Origin of the sequence: Mycobacterium sp. 852002-51057_SCH5723018, assembly GCF_001667035.1 — a bacterium.
Taxonomy (GTDB): domain Bacteria; phylum Actinomycetota; class Actinomycetes; order Mycobacteriales; family Mycobacteriaceae; genus Mycobacterium.
Window position 1 is genome coordinate 37,112 of sequence record NZ_LZIR01000059.1, and the last position, 23,533, is coordinate 60,644.

Here is a 23,533-nt window from a genome sequence, read left to right on the forward strand (position 1 = left end):
CATGAGGAGAGGAACCGCATCATGAGCGAACTACCGTTAGCCGGCCTGAAAGTCATCGACTTCACCGGCGTCCAGGCAGGCCCGGCCTGTACTCAGATGCTGGCCTGGTTCGGAGCCGACGTCTTGAAGGTCGAGCGCACGAGCGGGGGAGATGTGACGCGTAATCAATTGCGCGACATCCCCGATACCGACGCCTTGTACTTCACGATGCTCAACAGCAACAAGCGCTCCCTCGCCATCAACACGAAGTCGCCACAAGGCTTGGAAGTAATGGAGAAGTTGATCCGCCAGGCCGACGTGCTGGTGGAAAACTTCGCCCCCGGCGCCATGGACCGGATGGGCCTGTCCTGGGACAAATTGCAGTCGTGGAACCCGCGCCTGATCTTCGGATCGGTCAAGGGCTTCAACGACGACTCGTCCTGGAATGACCTGAAGGTCTATGAGAATGTCGCGCAGTGCGCCGGCGGCAGCGCCTCCACCACCGGCTTCTGGGACGGCCCGCCCACCGTTACCGGCGCCGCCCTCGGCGATTCCAACACCGGTATGCACCTTCTCATCGGCATCCTGACGGCGCTGATCGGGCGTGACAAGACGGGCAAGGGGCAGCGGGTGTCGGCGTCGATGCAGGACGCTGTGCTGAACCTGTGCCGGGTGAAACTGCGTGACCAGCAGCGCCTGGAGCGAGTGGGGTACTTGGAGGAGTACCCGCAATACCCGCACGGCGAATTCGGCGACGCGGTGCCGCGGGGCGGCAACGCGGGTGGCGGCGGGCAGCCGGGCTGGGTGCTGAAGTGCAAAGGGTGGGAGTCCGACCCGAACGCCTACATCTACTTCACCGTCCAGGAACAGAACTGGGCGCGTACCGCCGGAGCGATCGGGCGGCCGGAGTGGGCTGACGATCCCGGCTACAACACCGCACAAGCCCGGCAGGACAAGATCTTCGACATCTTCGCCGAGATCGAAAAGTGGTTGGCCGACAAGACCAAATACGAGGCCGTCGACATCTTGCGCAAGTGGGAGGTGCCGTGCGCACCGGTCTTCTCCATGAAAGAGCTTGCCGTTGACCCCGACCTGCGCAAGAGCGGCAGCATCGTCGAGGTGGAGCAGAAAGGCCGCGGCAGCTTCCTGACCGTCGGCAGCCCGATCAAGTTCTCGGAATTCAAGCCCGAGATCAAGGGCGCACCGCTCCTCGGCGAGCACACCGACGATGTCCTTACCGAACTCGGTTATGACGCCGCCACAATCGCCACGTGGCGGGAGAACAATATCGTCGTCTAAGACGGCGCCCGGTATCGGTGCATCCTACGAATGGCCCCAGGCAAGTAGCCTGGGGCCATTCGCTTGGTTCGCAGCACCGTCGGATCACTTGCGGTGCACGAGGATTGCCAGCGCGGGGAGACCGTGATCGGATGCGAGCTGTCCTCGGAGTCCTCCGCTGACACTGCCCCGGCCGTTACCACAGACCGCTACCGCATGCGCGGGGGATAACGATGGCCGCCGCCAGGCCCCGTCGTCGGGCACCCGTCAAAACCGCCGAAATCCGTCAAAAGCCGATGCTGCACACGGGGTAACCGGGACGCCGGAGCAGCCGCGGCAAGAGCGCGGCGCCCAAGCACAGCAGGCCGGCCGCGATGAAGGCCATCTCCAGCCGCTGCGCCGGGACCAGCGATGCAGGCAATCCCACTCCGAGGACGCCCCCGAACAGCTTGGCGCCATAAACGAGGCCGTAGTTCCCGACGGCACTGCGTTCCCCGAAATAGTCGGCGACCATACCCAGCAACAGCGAATAAAACGCACCGCCGGCCAGGCCACTGAGCGCCGCGGAAGCCATGAACCCGGCGGGCGAAGCCGCCGACGCCGAAAGCGCCAGGCCCACAAGCCCGCAGCCCTCAATCACCAAGGCCAGGCTCAACGTTCGACGGCGCCCGAAACGATCGGAAAGCCAGCTGGCAACGCTGCGCCCGCAACCGTTGACCACCGCAAGCAGGGCCACCGCAGCCGCGCCCAGCGCCAGCCCAAAACCGCTGTCGATCGCCAACTCCGGTAGATACACGATGGCCAGCAACGCCGCCGCGGACGACAACACGACGATGAGATACACCAGTGCGAAGGTCTGTGTTCGCACGGTCTCGCTGGGCCAATACTGACGTATCGCAGGGGCATTGCTCAGCAGGCTGCGGTTCAAGCGCTTGTCGACCGCCCACATTTTCGGGTCGACTTCGGCCGGCCACCACCCGGGCGGCGGGTCACGAAAGAACAGGCCGCAGAGCGCCACCACCACCAGAATGCAGATCCCTACAGCGGTAAAGACCGGACCGCGGTTCTGCGGTGCCAGGACGGCGGCGAACACTGCGATGAACGGCACCGATCCGTAGCCGAAAGCCCCGGACACCAGCCCGACCCTCGACGCACGTCGCTCCGGATACCACTTGGCCACAACGGACACGCACGTGCCATATACGATCCCACCGCCGGCGCCACCGAGCAGAGAATAGCCCAGCACCGCAATCCCGAAACTGTTTGTGGTAGCGACAGTTAACGGGCCGGCAGCGCATAAGACAGCGCCGATTAGCATCGCTCGCGAGGGCCCGAACCCGACGCGATGGCGCAACGCCGCCGTCGCCGCCGCAACGCCGGCTTGACACACCACCCATAGGGCAAGCACCCAGAAGACACCGGGACCTTCGTCAGTCCTGCGCAGAGCGACGGCCGCCACACCGTAGCCGTATTGGAGAACGCTGAGGCAGGCCATGGCCGTCCAGGGCAACCACAGCATCCAGGTCCTCGAACGCGACATGATGTCGTGCGGGCGTTCGCCCACGCGGTAGGAGCGTCCGTGCAAATCCCTGACTTGCACGACTGCGATTCCCTCACCGTGCGAGTCCATATCCCACCCTTGCTGTATACAGTATCCAACCGTTGTACCCCCATAACGGTGATGTGTCCACCGAAGTGTGGATGGAAAGCGGTGACGGGGCCAGAGAAGTCCGTGAGCGCCTCGCGCACAACGGCTTCGGCAAACGAATTTGGGCATGAGTGGCGATGCTTTTGCCACAGGCGTCAATTCTCGCCGAGGGCGCGCCGCGGCCGCTTCGGTAAACAAAACCTCATCCGCCGCTAGACAACGCGGTGTAATCGAGGTAACACTTATCGCATACCGTATACAGTCTGCGGTACACAAGGCGGGCCCATGCGGGCTGCTGTCGTCCAGCCGTTAAGCGCGAACAGGTTTGGCCGGCGGCCGACTCAAGGATGTCGAGGTAATGGGTACGAACACCTTCGCGATGGGCCCCCGTGCCGGGGACCGTGACCCCCGCCGCACCTGCGCGGCGCCCGCGGGCAGCCAAACCCCGCATCGTCCCGACGGCTTCGGTCGGGGGATTTCGTGAGTACGGCGCTCGATGGTGTGCGCGTGCTCGACCTGACGCACGTTCAATCCGGCCCCTCGGCCACGCAGATGCTGGGCTGGCTGGGCGCAGACGTCATCAAGCTCGAGGCGCCAGGCAAGGGAGATGTCACCCGCACACAGCTTCGCGACATCGCGGGGGTGGACAGCCTCTACTTCGCGATGCTCAACTGCAACAAACGCAGCGTCACCCTCAACATGAAAAGTGATGAGGGCAAGGAGATCTTCACCCGACTGGTGTCCGGTGTCGATATCCTCGTCGAAAACTTCGGCCCGGGCGTCGTCGACCGCTTCGGCTTCAGCTGGGCGCGGCTGCAGGAGATCAACCCGCGGCTCATCTATGCCTCGATCAAGGGATTCGGCCCCGGCAAGTACTTCAACTTCAAAGCCTACGAAATCATCGCGCAGGCAATGGGCGGCTCAATGGCCACAACCGGCTTCCCGGACGGGCCGCCCACCGCCACGGGTGCACAGATCGGCGACTCAGGTACCGGAATCCATTTGGTGGCAGCAATTCTTGCCGCGCTTTACCAGCGCACCAACACCGGCCGGGGACAGCGTGTCGAGGTCGCGATGCAAGATGCCGTGCTCAACCTTTGTCGGGTGAAGCTGCGCGATCAGCAACGACTCGTCCGCGGCTCGCTGCATGAATACCCCGACGAGTGCTTCAGTGACGAGGTGCCGCGCTCGGGGAACGCCTCCGGAGGCGGGCAGCCGGGATGGGCGGTTAGAACCAAGGGCTGCGGGCCTAATGACTACATCTACATCATCGTCCAGCCCGCCGTGTGGGCCCCGCTCGCGGAGCTGATCGGCCGGCCTGAGCTGGCCGACCACCCCGATTGGGCGCGGCCCGAAGATCGACTCCCGAAGCTGGACAAGGTGTTTGCCCTTATCGAGGACTGGAGCCAACGCCACACCAAATGGGAGGCGATGGAGGCGCTCACCGCCCTGAACGTCCCCTGCGGCCCGGTGCTCAGCACCAAAGAACTCATCGAGGACGAGACCCTGGCCGAACTCGGCATGATCGTCACCGTCGATCACCCCGAGCGCGGGCCGTTCAAGACCGTCGGCAGCCCACTTCGGCTCTCGGACTCACCGGTGACCATCACTCGTTCGCCGATGCTAGGCGAGCACACGGAAGGCATCTGCACAGAGCTCGGCTACTCGCCAGAACAGCTGCGGCTGTTCAAAAGTGCCGGAGTCATCTGAACGCTCGGCGCTGACTGTTCAGGAACGGCTAACGATTCACTGGCTCGGGGGAAGAGGACCCGGTTATGGGAGATGGCGGCGCGGCACCCGGTTCGAGACCGACGTGGGTGCTCGCTGGCCGGCCCTGGTACAGGGTTCCGGGCGAAGCGCGCGACGTCCACTGGACGGACGTGATCACTGGACGTGCACCGCCCGAGGTGGGGCGCCTCCAAACCCTCTGCAAGCGCAACCAGTAGTCCAATCGCCGCCGCCGTTCGGCGCGCACAGCCTCCTCCCCGCTCTTATTCGAAAGTGAGTCCACGATGTCTTCAACCCTCGCAACCTATCGCGAGATAGCCGACGCGAACGGACGCGTCTATCGCGTCGGAGAAAGTGACCGGGATCTTCTCGGCAGATCCCGGGCTTCAATGGTTTGGCTGCCATGGATCGCCATGATGGCAGTCAGCGTCTTCGAGTACGGCTATGGCGCGGCCGCAGACACTTTGAGGCACGCGCATGGTTGGAGCCTTGCCCAGACATTCTGGCTGCTCTCAATGTGGGCGGTGTTTCAGGCAGCCGTCGCCTACCCCGCCGGCCGGCTCCGCGAAAAGGGCATCACCTCCGCCAGGTCCACCATGCTGGCCGCCGCGGTGCTCTCCGGGGTTGGCTTCATCACGGTTGCGCACAGCAGCAATCTGCTGCTCGCCTTTCTCGGCTTTGCCGTGTGCGGCGGGTGCGGCGTGGGTTTGGTGTACTCGACGGGGATCACCATTGTGGGCAAGTGGTACCCAGAACGGCGAGGGGCCAAAACAGGTTTCGTCTGTGGGGGATTCGCCTACGGGGCAGTGCCGTTCATCTTCATTTTCAGCTACGCTCTGCGCCCGAACACCTACGTATGGGTCCTCGACTTAGTGGGTGCTTTCATGCTGGTGGTCGTCGCGGTATGTGGCGCCTACTTCCAAGACCCGCCGAAGAATTGGTGGCCGGCAGAGGTCGACCCGTTGCACAACGCGGCCGCCAACGAATCCCACACCAGGAGCCTGAGAAAAAACCCTCCTGCCGTCCGGCAGTACACACCGCCCGAGGCCATAAAGACTGGCATGCTGCCCCTGATGTGGGTGTCGTTGGGAATCACCACCGGCGTTTCCCTCTTCGGCATCAGCTATATGGTCCCGTTCGCCAAACACCTTGGTTTTGGAGCGCTGATAGTGGCGTCCTCGGCCGGCGCCCTCTCGGTCATCAACGGCGTCGGCCGGGCCGCGACCGGCTTGGTCTCCGACCGGATCGGACGTAAGCAGACCCTGCTCGTCGTGCTGCTCGTATCGGTCGTGGCGCTCATCGGCCTCCTCTACACCGGCCTGGCCAAAAACCAGATCGCTTTCATTTTCTTCGCCGTGCTCGTGGGATTTGGCGGCGGCGCCTTCTATCCGTTGTTCGCCACCCTGACCACCGACTACTTCGGCGAAAACAACAACGCCAGCAACTACGGAATCGTCTACAGCGCGAAGCTGGTGGGCTCCGTGCTCGGAATTGGTGTGGGCGCGAGCGTGATTGATGCGTGGGGCTACACCGGAGCCTATTGGGTGGCCGCGGCAAGCGCGCTGCTCTCAGCGATCACCGCGGCGCTCCTGAGACAGCCGGGCCGCCGGGCAAGGGGCGCCGAGGAGGGGGGCTTGCTTGCTCAGGCCACGCCCTCGGCTCCTTGAGCGGCTTCTTGACGTCGTTGGTGATACGTCTCGCGGGTGCGTTCGGTGTGTCGGCGCATCAGGTCGCCGGCACGCCTGCCGCTGCGCGCGGCGATGGCGGTGATGAGCTCTGCGTGTTCGTCCCAGGCGTCTTTGCCACGGGTCAGGGCAATCGGCTGGTAATACCAGCGCACCCGGCGGCCGACCTGGGCGATCAGATCGGCCAGCACGCTGTTGCCCGACATGGAAACGATGTGGGCGTGCAGGGCATCGTTGGCGGCGACCAGGTCGTCCGTGCTGCCGCCCGCGAGCGCCTTTTCGCCGGCACGGTGCAGCTCCCACAGGCGCTCTACCGCTGGCGGCTTGGCCTGACGCGCGGCCAGCCGGGCCGACTCGGCCTCTAGCAGGGTGCGTACGGCCAGCAGTTCATCCGCCTCGGCGTCGGTGGGCACATGTACGAAAGCGCCCAAGGCGGGACGCAGGTCTACCCACCCCTCACTTTGCAAGCGTTGCAACGCTTCTCGAACCGGTTGTCGACTGACTCCGAGCTCGACCGCCAGTTCGTTTTCCACCAGGTGCTGGCCGGGCTGCAGCTCACGGGTCACGATCATCTCGACAAGCGCTTCGTAGGCCGCCTCGCGCAAGGGTGCCGGACGCTCCAAACGCATTCGTCCGCCGGCCGGCGATCCACCGCTTGCTTCCCTCGCCCGGATTGACACCATGAAGCCTTTCCTTGCTCTCGTCGTTGTGCCCATGACAGTTGCCGCACTGGAGACTCTCAGGTATTCAGCATACAGTTCACAGCATCCAAAATGCAGCCACGACGCTGTGACCTGTGCGGCAGACCCGGTCAACGGATGGGTCCTCGAGCCCGGCGATTGGATACAGAATACAGCTTGCTGGAGGAGTAGCCGCAATTCGGTGGGCGGCGCGCCGGACGGGCTGTCTGCGCGGCTAGGTAGTCACGGTCACGGCCTCAGGCGACGGCGGGTACGCGCTCGCCCGGACCGGGCCAGGCACGCGCAGCATGGGCGGCAAAGCGCTGGAACCGAAGGCGTCCTGGCGGCGAAATGGCGGCGGAATGGCGGATGTGCGGTGGAACGCGCGAAAACGTGTTGCGCCGAGCCGTTGTGCACTCCCGGGCCGACGGTGGGTGCGGGAGTGCCCAACGGCGGCTATCGGCCTGGACCGACCCGGTGCTACCCCACCTCGGAGGTGGCTCTGGCCGTGTACGAGCGCGCTCCCACACCGGCTAAGGCGCCCCCGTCGACTATGAGGTATTCATCCCGGATGGGCTTTCCGGAAAAGTAGCACTCCAGGATTTCCCGGGTACCGGCCGCATACCGGGCTTGCGCCGACAACGTGGACCCCGAGATGTGCGGCGTCATGCCGTGATGAGGCATAGTCCGCCACGGGTGGTCGGCCGGTGCCGGCTGCGGATACCACACGTCGCCGGCGTAGCCGGCCAACTGCCCGCTCTGCAGGGCGCGAACGATCGCCTCCTGGTCACAAATGAGCGCCCGTGCCGTATTGATAAGGTATGCACCGCGTTTCATCGTGGCGATCAGCTCGTCGTTGAATAACCCACGAGTTTCGGGGTGCAGCGGAGCGTTGATGGTCACGACATCGAGGTGGGGAACCATGTCCTGCACGCTCGGGTGATAGGTGAGGTTCAGTTGTTGCTCGACGTCGCCGGGCAGCCGGTGCTTGTCGGTGTAGTGCAGATGGACGTCAAACGGCGCGAGCCTGCGCAGCACCGCCAGCCCTATTCGACCGGCGGCGACGGTGCCGACGTGCATTCCCTCGAGATCGTAAGAGCGTTGCACGCAGTCCGCGATGTTCCAGCCGCCGTCGATGACCCATTGGTAGGACGGCAGGTAGTTGCGGACCTGCGACAGGATCATCATGACGACATGCTCGGCGACGCTGATGCTGTTGCAGAACGTGACTTCAGCCACCGTGATGCCGTGGTCGATCGCGGCATCCAGGTCGTAGTGATCGGAACCGATTCCGGCGGTGACGGCCAGCTTGAGTTTGGGAGCGCGCGCGATTCGCTCGGCAGTCAGGTAGGCGGGCCAGAAGGGTTGGGATATCACCACTTCGGCGTCGGAAAGGTGCTGATCGAAGACCGAATTGGAGCCTTCTTTGTCCGAGGTCACGACGAATTCGTGGCCGAGGTCCTCGAGATAGGAGCGCAGCCCCAGTTCTCCGGAAACGCTGCCGAGCAATGCGCCGGGCGCGAAGTCGATCGCCGACGGGGTGGGCAGGGTTTGGCCGTCCGGGTAGCGGTCCAGCCGAGGCAGGCCTTGACGCGGGTACGCGGTGGGGTAACCGGTGACCGGGTCGTCGTAGAGCACACACACCACTTTTGACATAGATACTCGATTCCTTTCCTATCGCCGGATCTCGGCTCTTTTCTGCCGCCGCGCTGACGTGGCGGTCAAGCTTGTGCGCCCACGCACGCTATTGCCGTGCAGTCACAGGACTTTGAGTTCGGCGGTGATCTCGGCGACGGAAGCCTTGGCGTCGCCGAAGAGCATCGATGTCTTGTCGTTGAAATACAGCTCGTTCTCGATGCCGGCGAACCCCGGATTCATCGAACGCTTGAGCACTATGACCGACCTTGCATGGTCCACATTGAGAATCGGCATGCCATAGATCGGCGAGGAGGCATTCGACCGGGCGGCGGGATTTGTCACATCGTTGGCACCGATCACCAGAGCCACGTCGGTCCGGCTGAACTCCCCGTTGATGTCGTCCATCTCTTTGAGCTGTTCGTAGGGAACGTCGGCTTCGGCGAGCAAAACGTTCATGTGGCCGGGCATTCGACCCGCGACAGGGTGAATGGCGTGGCGTACCTCTACGCCCCGCCCCTCGAGCAATCCGGCCATTTCGCGCACCGCGTGCTGGGCTTGCGCGACGGCCATACCGTAGCCGGGCACGATGATCACCTGGTTGGCATAACCCATCTGCAACGCCGCGTCGGCCGCGGTGGTCTGCCGCACCGGCTGGTTGGCGGGGTCGCCCTCGGCGCCCGTGCCGGTGCCGGTGCCCCCGAACCCTCCAGCGACGATGGCCGGTATCGATCGGTTCATCGCCTTTGCCATCAGGTTTGTCAGGATCGTGCCTGAGGCACCGACGATCATGCCCGCGACGATCATCGCGGTGTTGTCCAGCTCCAATCCCGTTGCCGCGGCGGATAATCCGGTCAGCGCGTTGAGCAGCGAGATCACCACCGGCATGTCGGCGCCCCCGATCGGCAACACCACCATCACGCCGAGCACCGCCGCCGAGAGCAGGACACCGATGAACAGAAGCTGTGATTGTCCACCCCATCCGATGGCCACGGCACACGTGACCGAGGCCGCCAGCAGCACGAGGTTCAGCGGCTGTTGTGCTCGCCCCAGCCCGATCGGCCGGCCCGGCAGAACCTCTTGCAACTTCCCGAAAGCGATGAGCGAGCCCCAAAAGGACACCGAACCGACAATCGCAGCGAACAGCGAAGCGATGGCCACATACGCCGGCGCCAAGACGTAGCCGTGACTGTCGCGGAACTCCACCCAGGAGACCAAGGCCACCGCTCCGCCGCCAACTCCGTTGAACAGCGCCACCATCTGGGGCATTGCGGTCATTTTCACCCGCCGCGCCGACGGCACGCCGATGACCGAACCGAGGGCCAGCCCGAGCACAATCAGCCACCAGTTGCTCGTCCCGGGCGCCAGCAACGTTGCCACGATCGCAAGCACCATGCCGACGCCGGCGGTCACGTTGCCGCGCGCCGCACTGCGTGGTCCCGTCAAACCCATGAGGCCGTAGATGAACAGCGCGAAAGCGACGATGTAGAGAACCGCGATGAGCTCACTCACGGGCTTAGGCGACCTTTCCTGGTTGAGCTGTCGGCTTTTTCTTGAACATGCCGAGCATGCGGTCGGTCACCAGGAAACCGCCCACGACGTTGATGGCGCCGAACGCGATCGCGATCACCAGCAGGATCCGGTCGAACGGATCGGACGCCGACCGCCCCAGCAGCACCAGGCCGGCGATCAGGACGATGCCGTGAATCGCGTTGGTACCGGACATGAGCGGCGTGTGCAGCGTGTTGGGCACCTTGGAGATGACGGTGAAGCCGACGAAGCCGGCCAGCAGCAGGATCGCCAGGTTGGACAGCAGAGTCATCGGACCTCCGTCAACTGTGCGCTGGATTTGGTTATGCAGCAGGCGCCAAAGATCTCGTCGGCCTCATCGGCCGTGGCGTCGCCACCGGCCAGCAGGTGCTCGAGCAGGGCGTGAACGTTTCGCGCGTAGAGTTCGCTCGCGTGCTCGGGCATGGTAGCCGGCAGGTTCAGCGGTGACGCGATGGTGACGTCGTGGCGAACTACGGTTTCGCCGGGCGCGGTGAGTTCGCAGTTGCCCCCCGCTTCGCCGGCGAGGTCGACGATCACACTGCCCGCCCGCATCAGGCGCACCGCCTCGGCGGTGACGAGGATGGGTGCGGGACGGCCGGGCACCAGGGCGGTGGTGATCACCACGTCGAAGCGCGAGATCGCCTCCGTGAGGCGCTGTTGCTGCTCGGCCTGCTCCTCTGTCGTCAGCGCCCGGGCGTACCCCCCTACGCCCGTCGCTTCGACGCCGAGCTCGAGCCATTGTGCGCCAAGTGATTGCACTTGCTCGGCGACCTCGGGTCGGACGTCGAATCCGGTGGTGCGCGCGCCCAGTCGTTTCGCTGTCGCCAGCGCCTGAAGCCCGGCGACGCCGACACCAAGCACCAGAACCGTGGCCGGTTTCACGGTTCCGGCGGCCGTGGTCATCATCGGAAAAAAGCGCGTAGAGCATTGGGCGGCGCACAGCACCGCTTTGTATCCGGCCACGTTGGCCTGCGAGGACAGCGCATCCATGGTCTGCGCGCGGGAGATCCGGGGGACGGCTTCCATCGCCAAGCCCGTGACTCCTGCCAGTCGCAGCTGCTGCCCGAGCTCCGGTCGCGTGCGCGGTGCGAGGAATCCGACCAGGGTTGATCCGCGCTTCAATCGGTCGATCTCTGCGGCGGTCGGCGGATTGACCTTGACGACAATGTCGGCCGACCAGGGATAACCGATCGTGGCTCCGGCCTTTTCGTAATCGTCGTCGCCGATGAGCGCTCCCGCTCCCGCGCCCGCCTCGACGACGACGGCATGGCCGGCGCGATGCAAGCCCTCGATAACTTTGGGTACCAACGCGACTCGCCGCTCGCCGACAGTGGTTTCCCGGGGCACTCCGATTACCGACATATCCTTCTTTCCTTGGCTGTGGCCGGGAGAACGCTCGGGGCGGCGCCAGATCTGTCCATTCGTCAGCAGACCAATGCAACACCGAGGATGGACTTAAGGTACCGGCACCGCATACTGTATGCAATCATCAATTCCGGGACGGGGCCTTGGCGCTCGCGACGAGTGCATCGGTATGCGGTGAGGAGTCAGCATGAGGATTGCAGTCGTTGGCGCCGGTGCGATCGGCGCCTACTGGGGTGCAGCGTTGCACCGTGGTGGCGCCGAGGTCCATCTGATCGCGCGCAACGAAAACCTGCGCGCCATGAGGGAAAACGGTGTCCGCGTCCTCAGCCCTCGTGGTGATTTCCTGGCCCACCCGAACGCTACGGATCGCCCGGCCGAGATCGGGCCTGTCGACTACGTTTTCCTCGGACTCAAGGCACATAGCTATCCGACCTGCGGTCCCCTGGTCAGGCCGCTGCTCGGTGAGCAGACGGCAATCGTGGCCGCGCAGAACGGGATTCCCTGGTGGTATTTCCACGGCCTGCCAGGTCCGTACCGGGGCACCCGGATCGAGGCCGTCGATCCCGGTGGTGCGACGAGCGCCGTGTTACCGCCCGAGCGCGCAATCGGCTGCGTGGTGTTTCCGGCAACCGTGCTCGAGGCTCCCGGGGTGGTTCGGCACTTGGAAGGCACCCGGTTTTCCATCGGTGAGCCGTCTGGAGAACTCTCCGAACGTTGTCGGGCGTTGAGTGACGCCATGGTGGCCGGCGGCCTCAAATGCCCGGTGGAGACCGATTTGCGCAGCGACATCTGGATCAAGCTCATGGGCAATGTGGCGTTCAATCCGCTGAGTGCGCTCACCAGGGCGACGATGGTGGAGATGTGCCAGCATCCGCGGACCCGGCAAGTGGTCATACAGCTGATGGAGGAAACCCTCGACATCGCCGCCCGCCTCGGCTGCAAACCGGACATTTCCATCGAGAAGCGGCTGCGCGGCGCGGAAAAGGTGGGCCACCACAAGACCTCGATGCTGCAAGACCTCGAAGCGGGCAAGCAGCTGGAGCTCGACGCCATCGTGTCCGCGGTGGTCGAGCTTGCCGACCTGACCGGAGCGACCGCCCCCACCCTTCGCACGGTCCACGCGGCTACCGAACTGCTTGCGCGTGCCGGCGGACTAGGGCCATCACACAGCGGTGATGCCATCGCCAAAGAACCGCAACCAGCCCTGCCCTAACGGAAGGAAAACCCGTGAAGCGCCGAACGAAAATCGTCTGCACCCTAGGGCCCGCGACCGCCACAGCCCCGCGATTGACCGAGCTGGTCGATGCCGGAATGGACGTGGCGCGGCTCAATTTCAGCCACGGCACGCAAGCGGAGCATTCGGCGTTCTATGACTTGGTCCGCCAGATCGCGGCCGAACGCCGGCGTCCTGTGCAGGTGCTCGCGGATCTTCAGGGACCCAAGATCCGGCTGGGGCGATTCGCTGTCGGGCCCGTCGTGTGGAGCGCCGGCGAGCAGGTGGTGATCACCACGCAGACCTGTCCGGGCGATCACGACCGGGTCTCCACGACCTACGACGGATTGGCGACGGACGTCAAACCCGGCGATCGCCTCCTCGTCGACGACGGCAAGGTCGACCTGGCGGTGGTGCGGGTCAACGGGGGCGACGTGAGCTGCGAGGTCATCCACGGCGGACCGGTCAGCGACAACAAGGGCATCTCGTTACCCGGAGTCGCCGTCAGCGCTCCACCGTTGTCCGACAAAGACATCGATGACATGGAGTTTGCCTTGCGGCTCGGTGTGGACATGGTCGCCATGTCGTTTGTGCGCGCCCCCGAAGAGGCAAAGCTGGCCCACACCGTCATGGATCGGGTGGGCAGGAGAGTGCCGCTGATCGTCAAACTGGAAAAACCCGAGGCGGTCTCGTGTTTACCGGCGATCGTCGGGGCCTTCGACGGCTTGATGGTGGCCCGCGGTGACCTCGGTGTCGAAATGCCTTTGGAGCAGGTGCCGCTGGTGCAGAAGCGGGTGATACGCCTGTGCCGGGAGGCGGCGAAACCGGTGATCGTGGCGACGCACATGCTCGATTCGATGGTCTCGGACCGGCGTCCCACCCGGGCAGAAGTCTCCGACGTCGCCAATGCCGTCTTGGACGGCACCGACGCCGTCATGCTTTCGGCCGAAACAAGCGTCGGGGCGTATCCGGCACATGCGGTCGCCACGATGGCACGCATCGTGGAGGAGGCCGAAGGAGCGATGCGCCGTGGGATGCCGTCCCGGTGGACGGGTGGCCGCGGCGGCGCACGGGGCACGTTTGGTGATGCGGTCTCGATGTTGGGCCGCGTGATTCACCGGCGGCTGGGTTCGGTAGCGGTGCGCTACGGCATGGTCAGCGGCGCTACGGCCCTTGGTCTGGCACTCGGCCGATCACTGCACTTGTCGCGCCCGGCCCGAAGCGTGAACAGCTGATAGTCCGGGCTCAGCGAATCGGCCGTTGCATGGAAAGCGCTGCGAGACAAAGGCCCCGGCTCTCTTGACCGGCTAACGAGCGACCCTGCGTTCGGGCTCGGGCCGCGACGGTGTCTCGTTCGGGCTTGCCAACGGGAGACGAGCCTCATGCAGCGTGGCGAATCGCCCGTCGATGGCGTAACGGCCGATGACGTACACCTCCGTGCATTCTACCGAGCCGTCGACCTTCGTGACCTCGAGAATATGCCGTTCGGCGTAGCGGTTCCAGTATCGAAGCTCATCGAGCGTGATGACGGTCCCGTGCGAGATGTTTGCTCGTGCCGCCCATGCCGCGCTTGCGAATTCAGCGCGGGTGTAGGCTTTTCCGTTGTCACGATGCTCGTAGTCGTCGGCGAAAAACGCGTTCATGACGTCATCGACCGTGCGGTGGTGGCTGAAGAGCAACTCACGTATCGCGTCGCCTATCGAGGGGCGGATCAACGGGTTTCCTCCACTCAGTCGTTGGCGAGGGCCGTAATACCTTGCATCCCATTCCAATGCGTTCCACCGCAAGGATATATACCGCCGGCACCCGTGTGGACCCGTCGTTGATGGACATTCGTGATCCGTTGATAGCTTGGACGAATCAAGCAAGCCGTCCGGCGCATGTTCGGGCCTGGCCGAGCTAGCCCCCGACCGGCGAGCGTGGGATCAGAAAGACGTGTGAGCCGACTCGGTGAGCCGCTGCTGCGGACCCACGGCCGACCATGGCTCCGATTGACCGGAGGTGGGCGGCCGGAAGCCCCGTGGTCCCGGCCGAGTCGGCCGACGCAGCCGGTAGCGCTTCGGCCCAGCTGGGCGGTACCGATAACGTTCCCAGCGAAGGCGCTTGACCCAGAACGGCATACGCCCCGCCGTCGGCTCCTGCCAGTGGATCGGCGAAGCCTCCTAGGCCCTGCAGCGGTTCCACGGCGCCCAACTCGGCCGGAGCTGCAACTTCCGCGGCGCCCACGAGCGAATCACTTCCGACGAATTCGAGGCCGGAACCGGCGAGGTCCAAGCCGAGCCCGCTTATATCGCTTCCCAGCCCGAAGCCGTCTGACGCCAGCCCGAATGCGTGCGTACCGAGCTCAGGCGTGGCGGCGGTGCCGGCGGTCAACAAGCTTGTCATCGCGGCGGAGGCTAGCTGCGAGGCGGCTTGGGTACCCAAACCCGCGGTGCGGGTGGCGCTTTTGGTCGAGGGGGCCGGCCATGCCGGACAGGGCCGCAACCGGTGCGAAAGCCCCCGATGATGCCAGCGGTGCCCCGGCGCCCACCGCGGTCGACGACCCTGCGGAACTCCACCCTGATCCAGGTCTTGCCAGTGCTTGCAGCATTCGCGGCGCCGAGGGCACAACAGGGCCGCCCGGTTTCGTCGTGGGCAGCGGCGGCGCGAAGGCCGAAAGGGTTGCGGCGGCAGCCGAACTGGCCGCGTAGCCGTACATCGCCGAAGCGTCTTGGGCCCACATTTCGCCGTACTCGGCCTCGGTGGCCATGATCGCCGGCGTGTTCTGCCCGAAGGTGTTGGTGCCGATCAACGCCGCAAGCTGAATTCTGTTGGCGGCGACCATCGGTGGCGGCACCGTTATCGCGTGCGCCGTCTCGTAGGCCGCCGCCGCCGCAGTGGCCCCGTTGGCCGCTTCCTCGCACTGGGCCGCTGTGGCCCCCATCCACAGCAGGTAGGGCGCGACGGCGGCCGCCATCGCCCTCGATGAAGGGCCCGTCCACGATTCGCCGGCCAGAGCCGTGATCACCGATTCGTAGCAGCCGGCCGCGGTGTACATCTCGTAGGCCAAGCCCTCCCATCCCGCGGCCGCGGCGAGCAGGGTGGCAGGTCCGGGCCCCCGATACATCCGGCCGGAATTCACCTCCGGAGGCAACGCCCCGAAATCCATCCGTGGCCCCCACTCTTCGCCTGCGCCTGCTGTTGATTGCATACAGTATGCAATTGTCGCAACGGATGAACGCCGTCTGCTCCAACACATAGAAAACTCATATTTATGCGCGAGCGGCACCGAGTGGGAACTTGCCGTCGCGCCACCCTAGAGGGGACTACAAGCTGCGCCCGGCGTCGCCGCGTTGGCGGTCGCCGGGGTCAGCCCACCACCCAGATCGCCCGCGCCGCGGGGCTGCCCAGGTCGACGGTGTTCTCGACCCCGTCGGCGGACTGGATGGCCACCGAGACCATGCCGGCGAACTCGCGGCGGGTCAGCACTCGCAGCCGGGAGTCGAGGCTGATCCCCACGTCGGTGAAATAGCGGAGCATCTCCGGGTCGGCGTCGGAGATGCGGGCCACCGTCCCGGTCTCCCCGTCACCGCACGCCCACAGCTGACGGGCCGGCGGCGTGGGCACCTGCCCGTCGGACGCCGGGATCGGGTCGCCGTGCGGGTCGCGCCGCGGGAACCCAAGCTTGGCGTCGATGCGGGCCACCAGCCGATCCGACACCGCGTGCTCGAGCACCTCGGCCTCGTCGTGCACCTCGTCCCAGCCGTAACCGAGCTCGTTGACCAAGAAGGTCTCCAACAGCCGGTGTCGTCGCACCACCTCGAGCGCCGCTCGCCGCCCGGCCTCCGTCAACGTCACCGCGCCGTACTTTGCGTGATCGACCAGACCCTGCTCGGCGAGCTTGCGGATCGACTCCGACGCCGTGCTGGCCGACACCCCGATCCGGTCGGCCAGCATCTTGGTGCTGACCTTTTCGGGGCGCCCGTCGGTGCACCACTCCTGGGCATTCCAGATGACCTTGAGATAGTCCTGGCCGACCGCGGTGATGCCGCCAGGCTCGTCATCCGCCCTCACAAGCACAAAGTTTAGGCAACCCAGGCCTAATCCGGCGCCTGTCTGGCCAGTCGCCACCACCCGGCGCCGCCGAGCCTGCGGTGAGAGCGCCCGCGAGTCGCCAAGTGGCGATCTGGGCGCAGGCTCGGCGCCCACAGCCCGACGCGTGATCTGGCACGCCATGGACCGGCGCGGCGCCGTAGGCTTGCGTCGTGCAGCGGTGGCGCGGCCAAGACGAGATTCCCACGGACTGGGGCCGATGCGTGCTCACCATCGGGGTGTTCGATGGCGTGCACCGCGGCCACGCCGAACTGATCGCGCACGCGGTCAAGGCCGGCCGCGCGCGCAACGTGCCCGCCGTGCTCATGACATTCGACCCGCACCCGATGGAAGTCGTCTATCCCGGCAGCCACCCGGCGCAGCTGACCACGCTCACCCGGCGCGCCGAGCTCGTCGAGGAGCTGGGCATCGACGTCTTCCTGGTGATGCCGTTCACCAGCGATTTCATGAAGCTCACCCCGGAGCGCTACGTCCACGAGCTGCTGGTGGAAAACCTGCACGTGGTCGAGGTCGTGGTGGGGGAAAACTTCACCTTCGGCAAGAAGGCCGCGGGCAACGTCGAGACCCTGCGGCGCGCCGGCGAGCGGTTCGGGTTCGCGGTGGAGTCCATGTCGCTGCTGTCCGAGCACCACAGCAACGAGACCGTGACGTTCTCGTCGACCTACATCCGGTCCTGCGTGGACGCCGGGGACGTGGTGGCGGCCGCCGAGGCGCTGGGCCGCCCGCATCGCGTCGAGGGCGTCGTCGTCCGGGGTTACGGCCGCGGCGCCGAGCTGGGCTTTCCCACCGCCAACGTGGCGCCGCCGATGTATTCGGCCATCCCGGCCGACGGCGTGTACGCCGCCTGGTTCACCGTGCTCGGGCACGGGCCGGTGACCGGCACCGTCATCCCGGGGGAGCGCTACCAGGCCGCGGTATCCGTCGGCACCAACCCGACATTCTCCGGCCGCACCCGCACCGTCGAGGCGTTCGTCTTAGACACCACCGCCGACCTGTACGGGCAGCACGTCGCGCTGGACTTCGTCGCGCGCATCCGCGGACAGTGCAAGTTCGATTCGGTCAAGGACCTGGTGGCCGCGATGGGCGCGGACACCGAGCGCGCCCGCACCCTGCTCACCGACTAGGGCGCGACTGGCGATCGCAAGTGCGGCGTAGCCGGGCGCAGCGGGTCGCCACGATCCGACCGGCGATCGCAAGCGCGGCGTAGCCGGGCGTAGCGGGTCGCCACCATCCGACTGGCGATCGCAAGCGCGGCGTAGCCGGGCGTAGCGGGTCGCCACCATCCGACCGACGATTCGGGGCGGGCGACGCGCGGCTGCTAAACTGCCGGTCGACATCGGCGCGTGCTGCGGTTCGCGGTGGCCACGCCGGAAATTCACATCGCGGACCAATTGATGGAGATATTTTCGTGGCGCTGACTGCCGAACAGAAGAAAGAAATCCTGGGCACCTACGGCCTGCACGACACCGACACCGGCTCGCCGGAGGCGCAGGTCGCGCTGCTGACCAAGCGGATCGCCGACCTGACCGAGCACCTCAAGGTGCACAAGCACGACCACCACTCGCGGCGGGGACTGCTGCTGCTGGTGGGTCGCCGGCGCCGACTGCTCAAGTACGTGTCCCAGATCGACGTGGAGCGCTACCGCTCGCTGGTCGAGCGCCTGGGTCTGCGTCGCTGACGGCCTGGCAAATCCACCAGCCCTCTGGCGGGCCAGGTTCGCCCGTGTAGAGTGGGAGCGTTCTGGGCCGGTTCGGCCCGAGCAAACGGTGCGGTCCGCGCAGATCCGCGCGTGCCGTTCCAGCGTGCCGCTATGCACGTCCAAGGAAGCAGCCCAGTCTGCATCGGGCGGTCTTCGGTAGTGGCTGCCGGGCTCTCCGGATCTGGAGCAGGTCGGCCGCTTCGATCGATGGCCGCAGCCGCATCCAGACTTGTGCTCTCCGGGTTCTGCGTGGGCGCGCGAAAAAGCCGAATAACTTGAGAGAGGCCATACGGACACCCATGTCTGTAGCTGAAATTGAAGAGGGCGTGTTCGAGGCGACCGCCATCATCGACAACGGGAGCTTCGGCACCCGCACCGTCCGTTTCGAGACCGGCAGGCTGGCCCAGCAGGCCGCCGGCGCCGTCGTCGCATACCTGGACGACGAAAACATGCTGCTGTCGGCGACCACCGCCAGCAAGAGTCCCAAGGAGCACTTCGACTTCTTCCCGCTGACCGTGGATGTCGAGGAGCGGATGTATGCCGCCGGTCGGATCCCCGGTTCGTTCTTCCGTCGCGAGGGCCGTCCCTCCACCGACGCGATCCTGACCTGCCGGCTGATCGACCGGCCGCTGCGCCCGTCGTTCGTCAACGGGCTGCGCAACGAGATCCAGGTCGTCGTGACCATCCTGAGCCTGGATCCCAACGACCTGTACGACGTGCTCGCGATCAACGCCGCGTCGGCCTCCACCCAGCTGAGCGGCCTGCCGTTCTCCGGCCCGATCGGGGGCGTGCGGGTGGCGCTGATTGACGGCACCTGGGTCGCGTTCCCCACGGTCGAGCAGCTCGAACGGGCGGTGTTCGACATGGTCGTCGCCGGCCGCATTGTCGGTGAAGCCGACGGCAAAAAAGATATAGCCATCATGATGGTCGAGGCCGAGGCCACTGACAACGTCATCGAGCTCGTCGAGGGTGGCGCCCAGGCGCCCACGGAAACCGTTGTGGCCGAAGGCCTCGAGGCGGCCAAGCCGTTCATCGCGGCGCTGTGCACTGCCCAGCAGGAGCTGGCCGAAAAGGCCGCCAAGCCCACCGGTGACTTCCCGACGTTTCCCGATTACGCTGACGACGTCTACTACTCGGTCGCCTCGGTGGCCACCGATGAGTTGGCCAAGGCGCTGACCATCGGCGGCAAGGCCGAGCGCGACGCGCGCACCGACGAGCTCAAGGCGGAGGTCCTCGAGCGGTTGGCCGGCACCTACGAAGGCCGTGAAAAAGAGGTCAGCGCCGCCTTCCGCTCGCTGACCAAGAAGCTGGTCCGCCAGCGCATCCTCACCGACCACTTCCGCATCGACGGCCGCGGCATCACCGACATCCGCGCCCTTTCGGCCGAGGTCGCGGTGGTCCCGAGGGCGCACGGCAGCGCGCTGTTCGAGCGCGGCGAAACCCAGATCCTGGGCGTGACCACGCTGGACATGGTCAAGATGGCCCAGCAGATCGACTCGCTGGGGCCGGAAACCTCCAAGCGGTACATGCACCACTACAACTTCCCGCCGTTCTCCACCGGCGAGACCGGCCGGGTCGGTTCGCCCAAGCGGCGCGAGATCGGGCACGGCGCGCTCGCCGAGCGGGCCCTGATCCCGGTGCTGCCCAGCGTCGAGGAGTTCCCGTACGCCATCCGGCAGGTGTCCGAGGCGCTGAGCTCCAACGGCTCGACGTCGATGGGATCGGTGTGCGCGTCCACGCTGGCGTTGCTCAACGCCGGCGTGCCGCTGAAGGCGCCGGTGGCCGGCATCGCAATGGGCCTGGTCTCCGACGACGTCGAGGTGGACGGCAAGTCCGAGCGGCGCTTCGTCACCCTGACCGACATCCTCGGTGCCGAGGACGCGTTCGGCGACATGGACTTCAAGTGCGCCGGCACCAAGGACATCGTCACCGCCCTGCAGCTGGACACCAAGCTGGACGGGATCCCGTCAAAGGTCCTGGCCGGCGCTCTCGCCCAGGCGAAGGACGCGCGGCTGACCATCCTCGAAGTCATGGCCGAGGCCATCGACGCCCCCGACGAGATGAGCCCCTACGCGCCGCGGGTGACCACCATCAAGGTTCCGGTCGACAAGATCGGTGAGGTCATCGGGCCCAAGGGCAAGGTCATCAACGCGATCACCGAGGAGACCGGCGCGCAGATCTCCATCGAGGACGACGGCACCGTCTTCGTCGGCGCCACCGACGGTCCCTCGGCGCAGGCCGCGATCGACCGGATCAACGCGATCGCCAACCCGCAGCTGCCCACGGTGGGTGAGCGGTTCCTCGGAACTGTGGTCAAGACAACGGATTTCGGCGCATTCGTGTCGTTGCTGCCCGGCCGCGACGGCCTGGTGCACATTTCCAAGCTCGGCAAGGGCAAGCGCATCGCGAAGGTCGAGGACGTGGTGAACGTCGGCGACAAGCTGCGGGTCGAGATCGCCGATATCGACAAGCGGGGCAAGATCTCTTTGGTCCTGGTCGAAGAAGACAGCGCAGCTCCCGCCGACGCCGCGCCCCCTCAGGCGGCCGCTCCTGCCGATGCCATTAGCTGACCGTAGGAGGCCAGCGGCTGACGCATCGGCCGGCGCACGTCCCGGTCGGGCGGGCGCCCTGCGGGCGGCGAAGCGGACCGCCGAATCAGAACACCAAGCCGCACTGCGCCGCACCACGCTGCCGGGCGGCCTGCGGGTGGTCACCGAGTACCTGCCCGCGGTGCGCTCGGCGTCGGTCGGGGTCTGGGTCGGGGTGGGATCGCGTGACGAGGGTGCCACCGTGGCCGGGGCCGCGCACTTCCTCGAGCATCTGCTGTTCAAGTCGACCCCGACCCGCACGGCCGTCGACATCGCGCAGGCGATGGACGCCGTCGGCGGGGAACTGAACGCTTTTACCGCCAAGGAGCACACCTGCTACTACGCGCATGTGCTCGACAGCGACCTGGAGCTGGCGATCGACCTGGTCGCCGACGTCGTGCTCAAAGGGCGCTGCGCCGCCGAGGACGTCGAGCTGGAGCGCGACGTCGTCCTCGAGGAAATCGCGATGCGCGACGACGACCCCGAGGACGCGCTGGGGGACATGTTCTTGGGGGCGCTGTTCGGTGACCACCCGGTGGGCCGCCCGGTGATCGGCTCGGCGCGATCGGTGTCGGCGATGACGCGGGCCCAGCTGCACTCGTTTCACGTGCGGCGCTACACCCCGGAACGGATGGTCGTCGCGGTGGCCGGCAACGTCGACCACGACGAGGTGGTCGCGCTGGTGCGCGAGCACTTCGGGCCGCACCTGGTGCGCGGGCGCCAGCCCATCGCGCCGCGCAAGGGTGCCGGGCGGGTCGCCGGGCGCCCCGGATTGACGCTGGTGAACCGGGGCGCCGAGCAGACCCACGTGTCGCTGGGCGTCCGCACGCCCGGGCGCGGCTGGGAGCATCGCTGGGCGCTCTCGGTGCTGAACACCGCGCTGGGCGGCGGCCTGAGCTCGCGACTGTTCCAGGAGGTCCGCGAGCTGCGCGGGCTGGCCTACTCCGTCTATTCGGCGCTGGACGTGTTCGCCGACAGCGGCGCGCTGTCGGTGTATGCCGCGTGTCTGCCCGAGCGCTTCGCCGACGTGATGGCTGTGACCGGTGAGGTGCTCGAATCGGTGGCGCGCGACGGCATCACCGAGGCGGAATGCCGCATCGCCAAGGGCTCGCTGCGGGGCGGGCTGGTGCTCGGGCTGGAGGACTCCAGCTCCCGGATGAGCCGCATCGGCCGCAGCGAACTGAACTACGGCAAACATCGCAGCATCGAGCACACCCTGCGGCGGATCGACGAGGTGACCGTCGAAGAGGTCAACACGGTGGCCCACCGCCTGCTGAGCACGCGTTACGGCGCCGCCGTTCTGGGACCGTATTCATCGAAACGATCGCTGCCCCAACAACTTCGGGCGATGGTAAATTAGCCCCATGGTTCTGGGCTTCTGGGATATCCCCGTGCCCGTCGTGGGTGCGCCGATGGCCGGCGGTCCCGGCACGCCGGCGCTGGCCGCGGCGGTGTCCAACGCCGGTGGGCTTGGTTTCATCCCGTCGGCGTACCTCAGCGCGGAGCGGTTCGCCGAAGACATCGCCGCCGCGCGCGCCATGACCACCGGCCCGCTGGGGGTCAACCTCGTGGTGCCCCAGCCCAGCGTCGCCGACTGGATCGCGCTGGACTATTACGCCGACGAACTCGAAGGCATCGCCGAGCACTACCAGTGCGAGGTTGGCCGCCCCGAATACGGTGACGACGGCGACTGGGAGCGAAAGCTCGAGGTGGTCGCCGATGTACGCCCGGAGCTGGTGTCGTTCACCTTCGGCGTGCCGGAGCCGGACGTGATCCGGCGGATGAGCGCGCTGGGCCTGCTGGTGATGATCACGGTGACCTCGGCCTACGAGGCCGGGGTGGCGGTCGCGGCCGGCGCCGACAGCCTGGTGGTGCAGGGCCCGAACGCCGGCGGCCATCGCGGGACCTTCGCACCCGACATGGAGCCGGGCACCGAGCCGCTGCACGACCTGATCGATCGGATCCACCGGGCGCATCGCGACATCCCGATCATCGCGGCGGGCGGGCTGGGCACCGCCGAGGACGTTGCCGGCGTGCTGCGCCGGGGCGCGGTGGCCGCGCAGATCGGCACCGCGCTGCTGCTCAGCGACGAGGCCGGCACCAGCAAGGCCCATCGCACCGCCATGAAGAATCAGCTGTTCGCGAAGACCATTGTCTCGCGCGCGTTCTCGGGCCGGTACGCGCGCGGCCTGGAAAACGAATTCATCCGGCGTCTCGACACTGTGGCCCCGCTGGGCTATCCCGAGGTCGACCAGATGACGCTGCCGATCCGGGAGGCGGCGACCGATTGGGAGGACCCGAACGGGATGACCCTTTGGGCCGGAACGTCGTTCAAGGAGGCGCGCACCGGGCCGGCGGCCGACATCGTCGCCGGTCTCAACGGTTAGCGACC

At 66.3% G+C, this 23,533-nt stretch carries 20 protein-coding genes; 10 read left to right on the top strand and 10 right to left on the bottom strand.

Annotated features, from left to right (window positions below; genetic code table 11):
* Positions 1 to 21 precede the first annotated feature (21 nt).
* A complete protein-coding gene (gene frc / locus A5764_RS11995; RefSeq protein ID WP_067113758.1) occupies positions 22 to 1,278 on the top strand; it encodes a formyl-CoA transferase in 1,257 nt (418 codons plus the stop codon).
* Between the two features lie 265 nt (positions 1,279 to 1,543).
* Here the strand turns inward: frc (A5764_RS11995) and A5764_RS12000 are convergent, their stop codons facing one another.
* Positions 1,544 to 2,887, bottom strand: a complete 1,344-nt coding sequence (locus A5764_RS12000) for an OFA family MFS transporter (RefSeq protein WP_067113546.1) — start codon at positions 2,885 to 2,887, stop codon at positions 1,544 to 1,546.
* Between the two features lie 498 nt (positions 2,888 to 3,385).
* Here A5764_RS12000 and frc (A5764_RS12005) point away from each other — a divergent pair, with 498 nt between their 5' ends.
* Both frc (A5764_RS12005) and A5764_RS12010 read left to right on the top strand, forming a co-directional pair.
* Positions 3,386 to 4,615: a formyl-CoA transferase gene (gene frc / locus A5764_RS12005; RefSeq protein WP_067113552.1), complete on the top strand. Its 1,230-nt coding sequence runs from the start codon at positions 3,386 to 3,388 to the stop codon at positions 4,613 to 4,615.
* A 302-nt stretch (positions 4,616 to 4,917) separates the two neighbouring features.
* Entirely contained in the window at positions 4,918 to 6,300 is a 1,383-nt protein-coding gene (locus A5764_RS12010; protein ID WP_067113553.1) for an OFA family MFS transporter, read from the top strand.
* Here A5764_RS12010 and A5764_RS12015 read toward each other — a convergent pair.
* From A5764_RS12015 to A5764_RS12035, 5 genes are all read right to left on the bottom strand, one after another.
* The gene (locus A5764_RS12015; RefSeq protein ID WP_304441324.1) at positions 6,276 to 6,923 is read right to left on the bottom strand and encodes a GntR family transcriptional regulator; all 648 of its coding nucleotides are present in this window, start codon (positions 6,921 to 6,923) and stop codon (positions 6,276 to 6,278) included. The genes A5764_RS12010 and A5764_RS12015 overlap by 25 nt on opposite strands.
* A gap of 555 nt (positions 6,924 to 7,478) precedes the next feature.
* On the bottom strand, positions 7,479 to 8,654 hold the full coding sequence (locus A5764_RS12020) for an NAD-dependent formate dehydrogenase (protein ID WP_067113557.1): 1,176 nt from the start codon (positions 8,652 to 8,654) through the stop codon (positions 7,479 to 7,481).
* A 102-nt stretch (positions 8,655 to 8,756) separates the two neighbouring features.
* Positions 8,757 to 10,145, bottom strand: a complete 1,389-nt coding sequence (locus tag A5764_RS12025; protein ID WP_067113560.1) for an NAD(P)(+) transhydrogenase (Re/Si-specific) subunit beta — start codon at positions 10,143 to 10,145, stop codon at positions 8,757 to 8,759.
* Positions 10,146 to 10,149: 4 nt separating this feature from the next.
* A complete protein-coding gene (locus A5764_RS12030) occupies positions 10,150 to 10,455 on the bottom strand; it encodes an NAD(P) transhydrogenase subunit alpha (RefSeq protein WP_067113562.1) in 306 nt (101 codons plus the stop codon).
* Positions 10,452 to 11,546 carry a Re/Si-specific NAD(P)(+) transhydrogenase subunit alpha gene (locus A5764_RS12035; protein ID WP_067113565.1) on the bottom strand — a complete coding sequence of 365 codons (1,095 nt, stop codon included), beginning with the start codon at positions 11,544 to 11,546 and terminating at the stop codon, positions 10,452 to 10,454. Before A5764_RS12035 ends, A5764_RS12030 begins: the two co-directional genes overlap by 4 nt.
* A gap of 190 nt (positions 11,547 to 11,736) precedes the next feature.
* Between A5764_RS12035 and A5764_RS12040 the strand changes: the two genes are divergently transcribed.
* On the top strand, positions 11,737 to 12,762 hold the full coding sequence (locus A5764_RS12040; RefSeq protein ID WP_067113574.1) for a 2-dehydropantoate 2-reductase: 1,026 nt from the start codon (positions 11,737 to 11,739) through the stop codon (positions 12,760 to 12,762).
* Between the two features lie 14 nt (positions 12,763 to 12,776).
* Entirely contained in the window at positions 12,777 to 13,997 is a 1,221-nt protein-coding gene (gene pyk / locus A5764_RS12045) for a pyruvate kinase (protein WP_082951661.1), read from the top strand.
* A gap of 72 nt (positions 13,998 to 14,069) precedes the next feature.
* On the opposite strand, the gene A5764_RS12050 is transcribed toward pyk, so the two are convergent.
* From A5764_RS12050 to mntR, 4 genes are all read right to left on the bottom strand, one after another.
* Entirely contained in the window at positions 14,070 to 14,477 is a 408-nt protein-coding gene (locus tag A5764_RS12050; protein ID WP_067113576.1) for a hypothetical protein, read from the bottom strand.
* Positions 14,478 to 14,661: 184 nt separating this feature from the next.
* Positions 14,662 to 15,147, bottom strand: a complete 486-nt coding sequence (locus A5764_RS30050; RefSeq protein ID WP_156664635.1) for a hypothetical protein — start codon at positions 15,145 to 15,147, stop codon at positions 14,662 to 14,664.
* Positions 15,107 to 15,910 (bottom strand): PPE family protein, encoded by an 804-nt coding sequence (locus A5764_RS30055; RefSeq protein WP_156664636.1) that lies wholly within the window; start codon positions 15,908 to 15,910, stop codon positions 15,107 to 15,109. Before A5764_RS30055 ends, A5764_RS30050 begins: the two co-directional genes overlap by 41 nt.
* Positions 15,911 to 16,110: 200 nt before the next feature.
* Entirely contained in the window at positions 16,111 to 16,815 is a 705-nt protein-coding gene (mntR, locus tag A5764_RS12060) for a manganese-binding transcriptional regulator MntR (protein ID WP_067113578.1), read from the bottom strand.
* 191 nt (positions 16,816 to 17,006) lie between these two features.
* On the opposite strand from mntR, the gene A5764_RS12065 reads away from it, so the two are divergent.
* The 5 genes from A5764_RS12065 (at position 17,007) to A5764_RS12085 (ending at position 23,528) form a co-directional block, all read left to right on the top strand.
* Positions 17,007 to 17,978, top strand: a complete 972-nt coding sequence (locus tag A5764_RS12065) for a bifunctional riboflavin kinase/FAD synthetase (protein WP_067113580.1) — start codon at positions 17,007 to 17,009, stop codon at positions 17,976 to 17,978.
* Between the two features lie 284 nt (positions 17,979 to 18,262).
* Complete coding sequence (rpsO, locus tag A5764_RS12070) at positions 18,263 to 18,532, top strand: 30S ribosomal protein S15 (protein WP_067113585.1); 270 nt, start codon at positions 18,263 to 18,265, stop codon at positions 18,530 to 18,532.
* 320 nt (positions 18,533 to 18,852) lie between these two features.
* Positions 18,853 to 21,123, top strand: a complete 2,271-nt coding sequence (locus tag A5764_RS12075; RefSeq protein ID WP_067113587.1) for a polyribonucleotide nucleotidyltransferase — start codon at positions 18,853 to 18,855, stop codon at positions 21,121 to 21,123.
* Positions 21,110 to 22,501 carry a pitrilysin family protein gene (locus A5764_RS12080; RefSeq protein ID WP_067113590.1) on the top strand — a complete coding sequence of 464 codons (1,392 nt, stop codon included), beginning with the start codon at positions 21,110 to 21,112 and terminating at the stop codon, positions 22,499 to 22,501. The genes A5764_RS12075 and A5764_RS12080 overlap by 14 nt, the downstream gene beginning before the upstream one ends.
* Before the next feature lie 4 nt (positions 22,502 to 22,505).
* A complete protein-coding gene (locus tag A5764_RS12085) occupies positions 22,506 to 23,528 on the top strand; it encodes a nitronate monooxygenase (protein ID WP_067113593.1) in 1,023 nt (340 codons plus the stop codon).
* Positions 23,529 to 23,533: the final 5 nt, after the last annotated feature.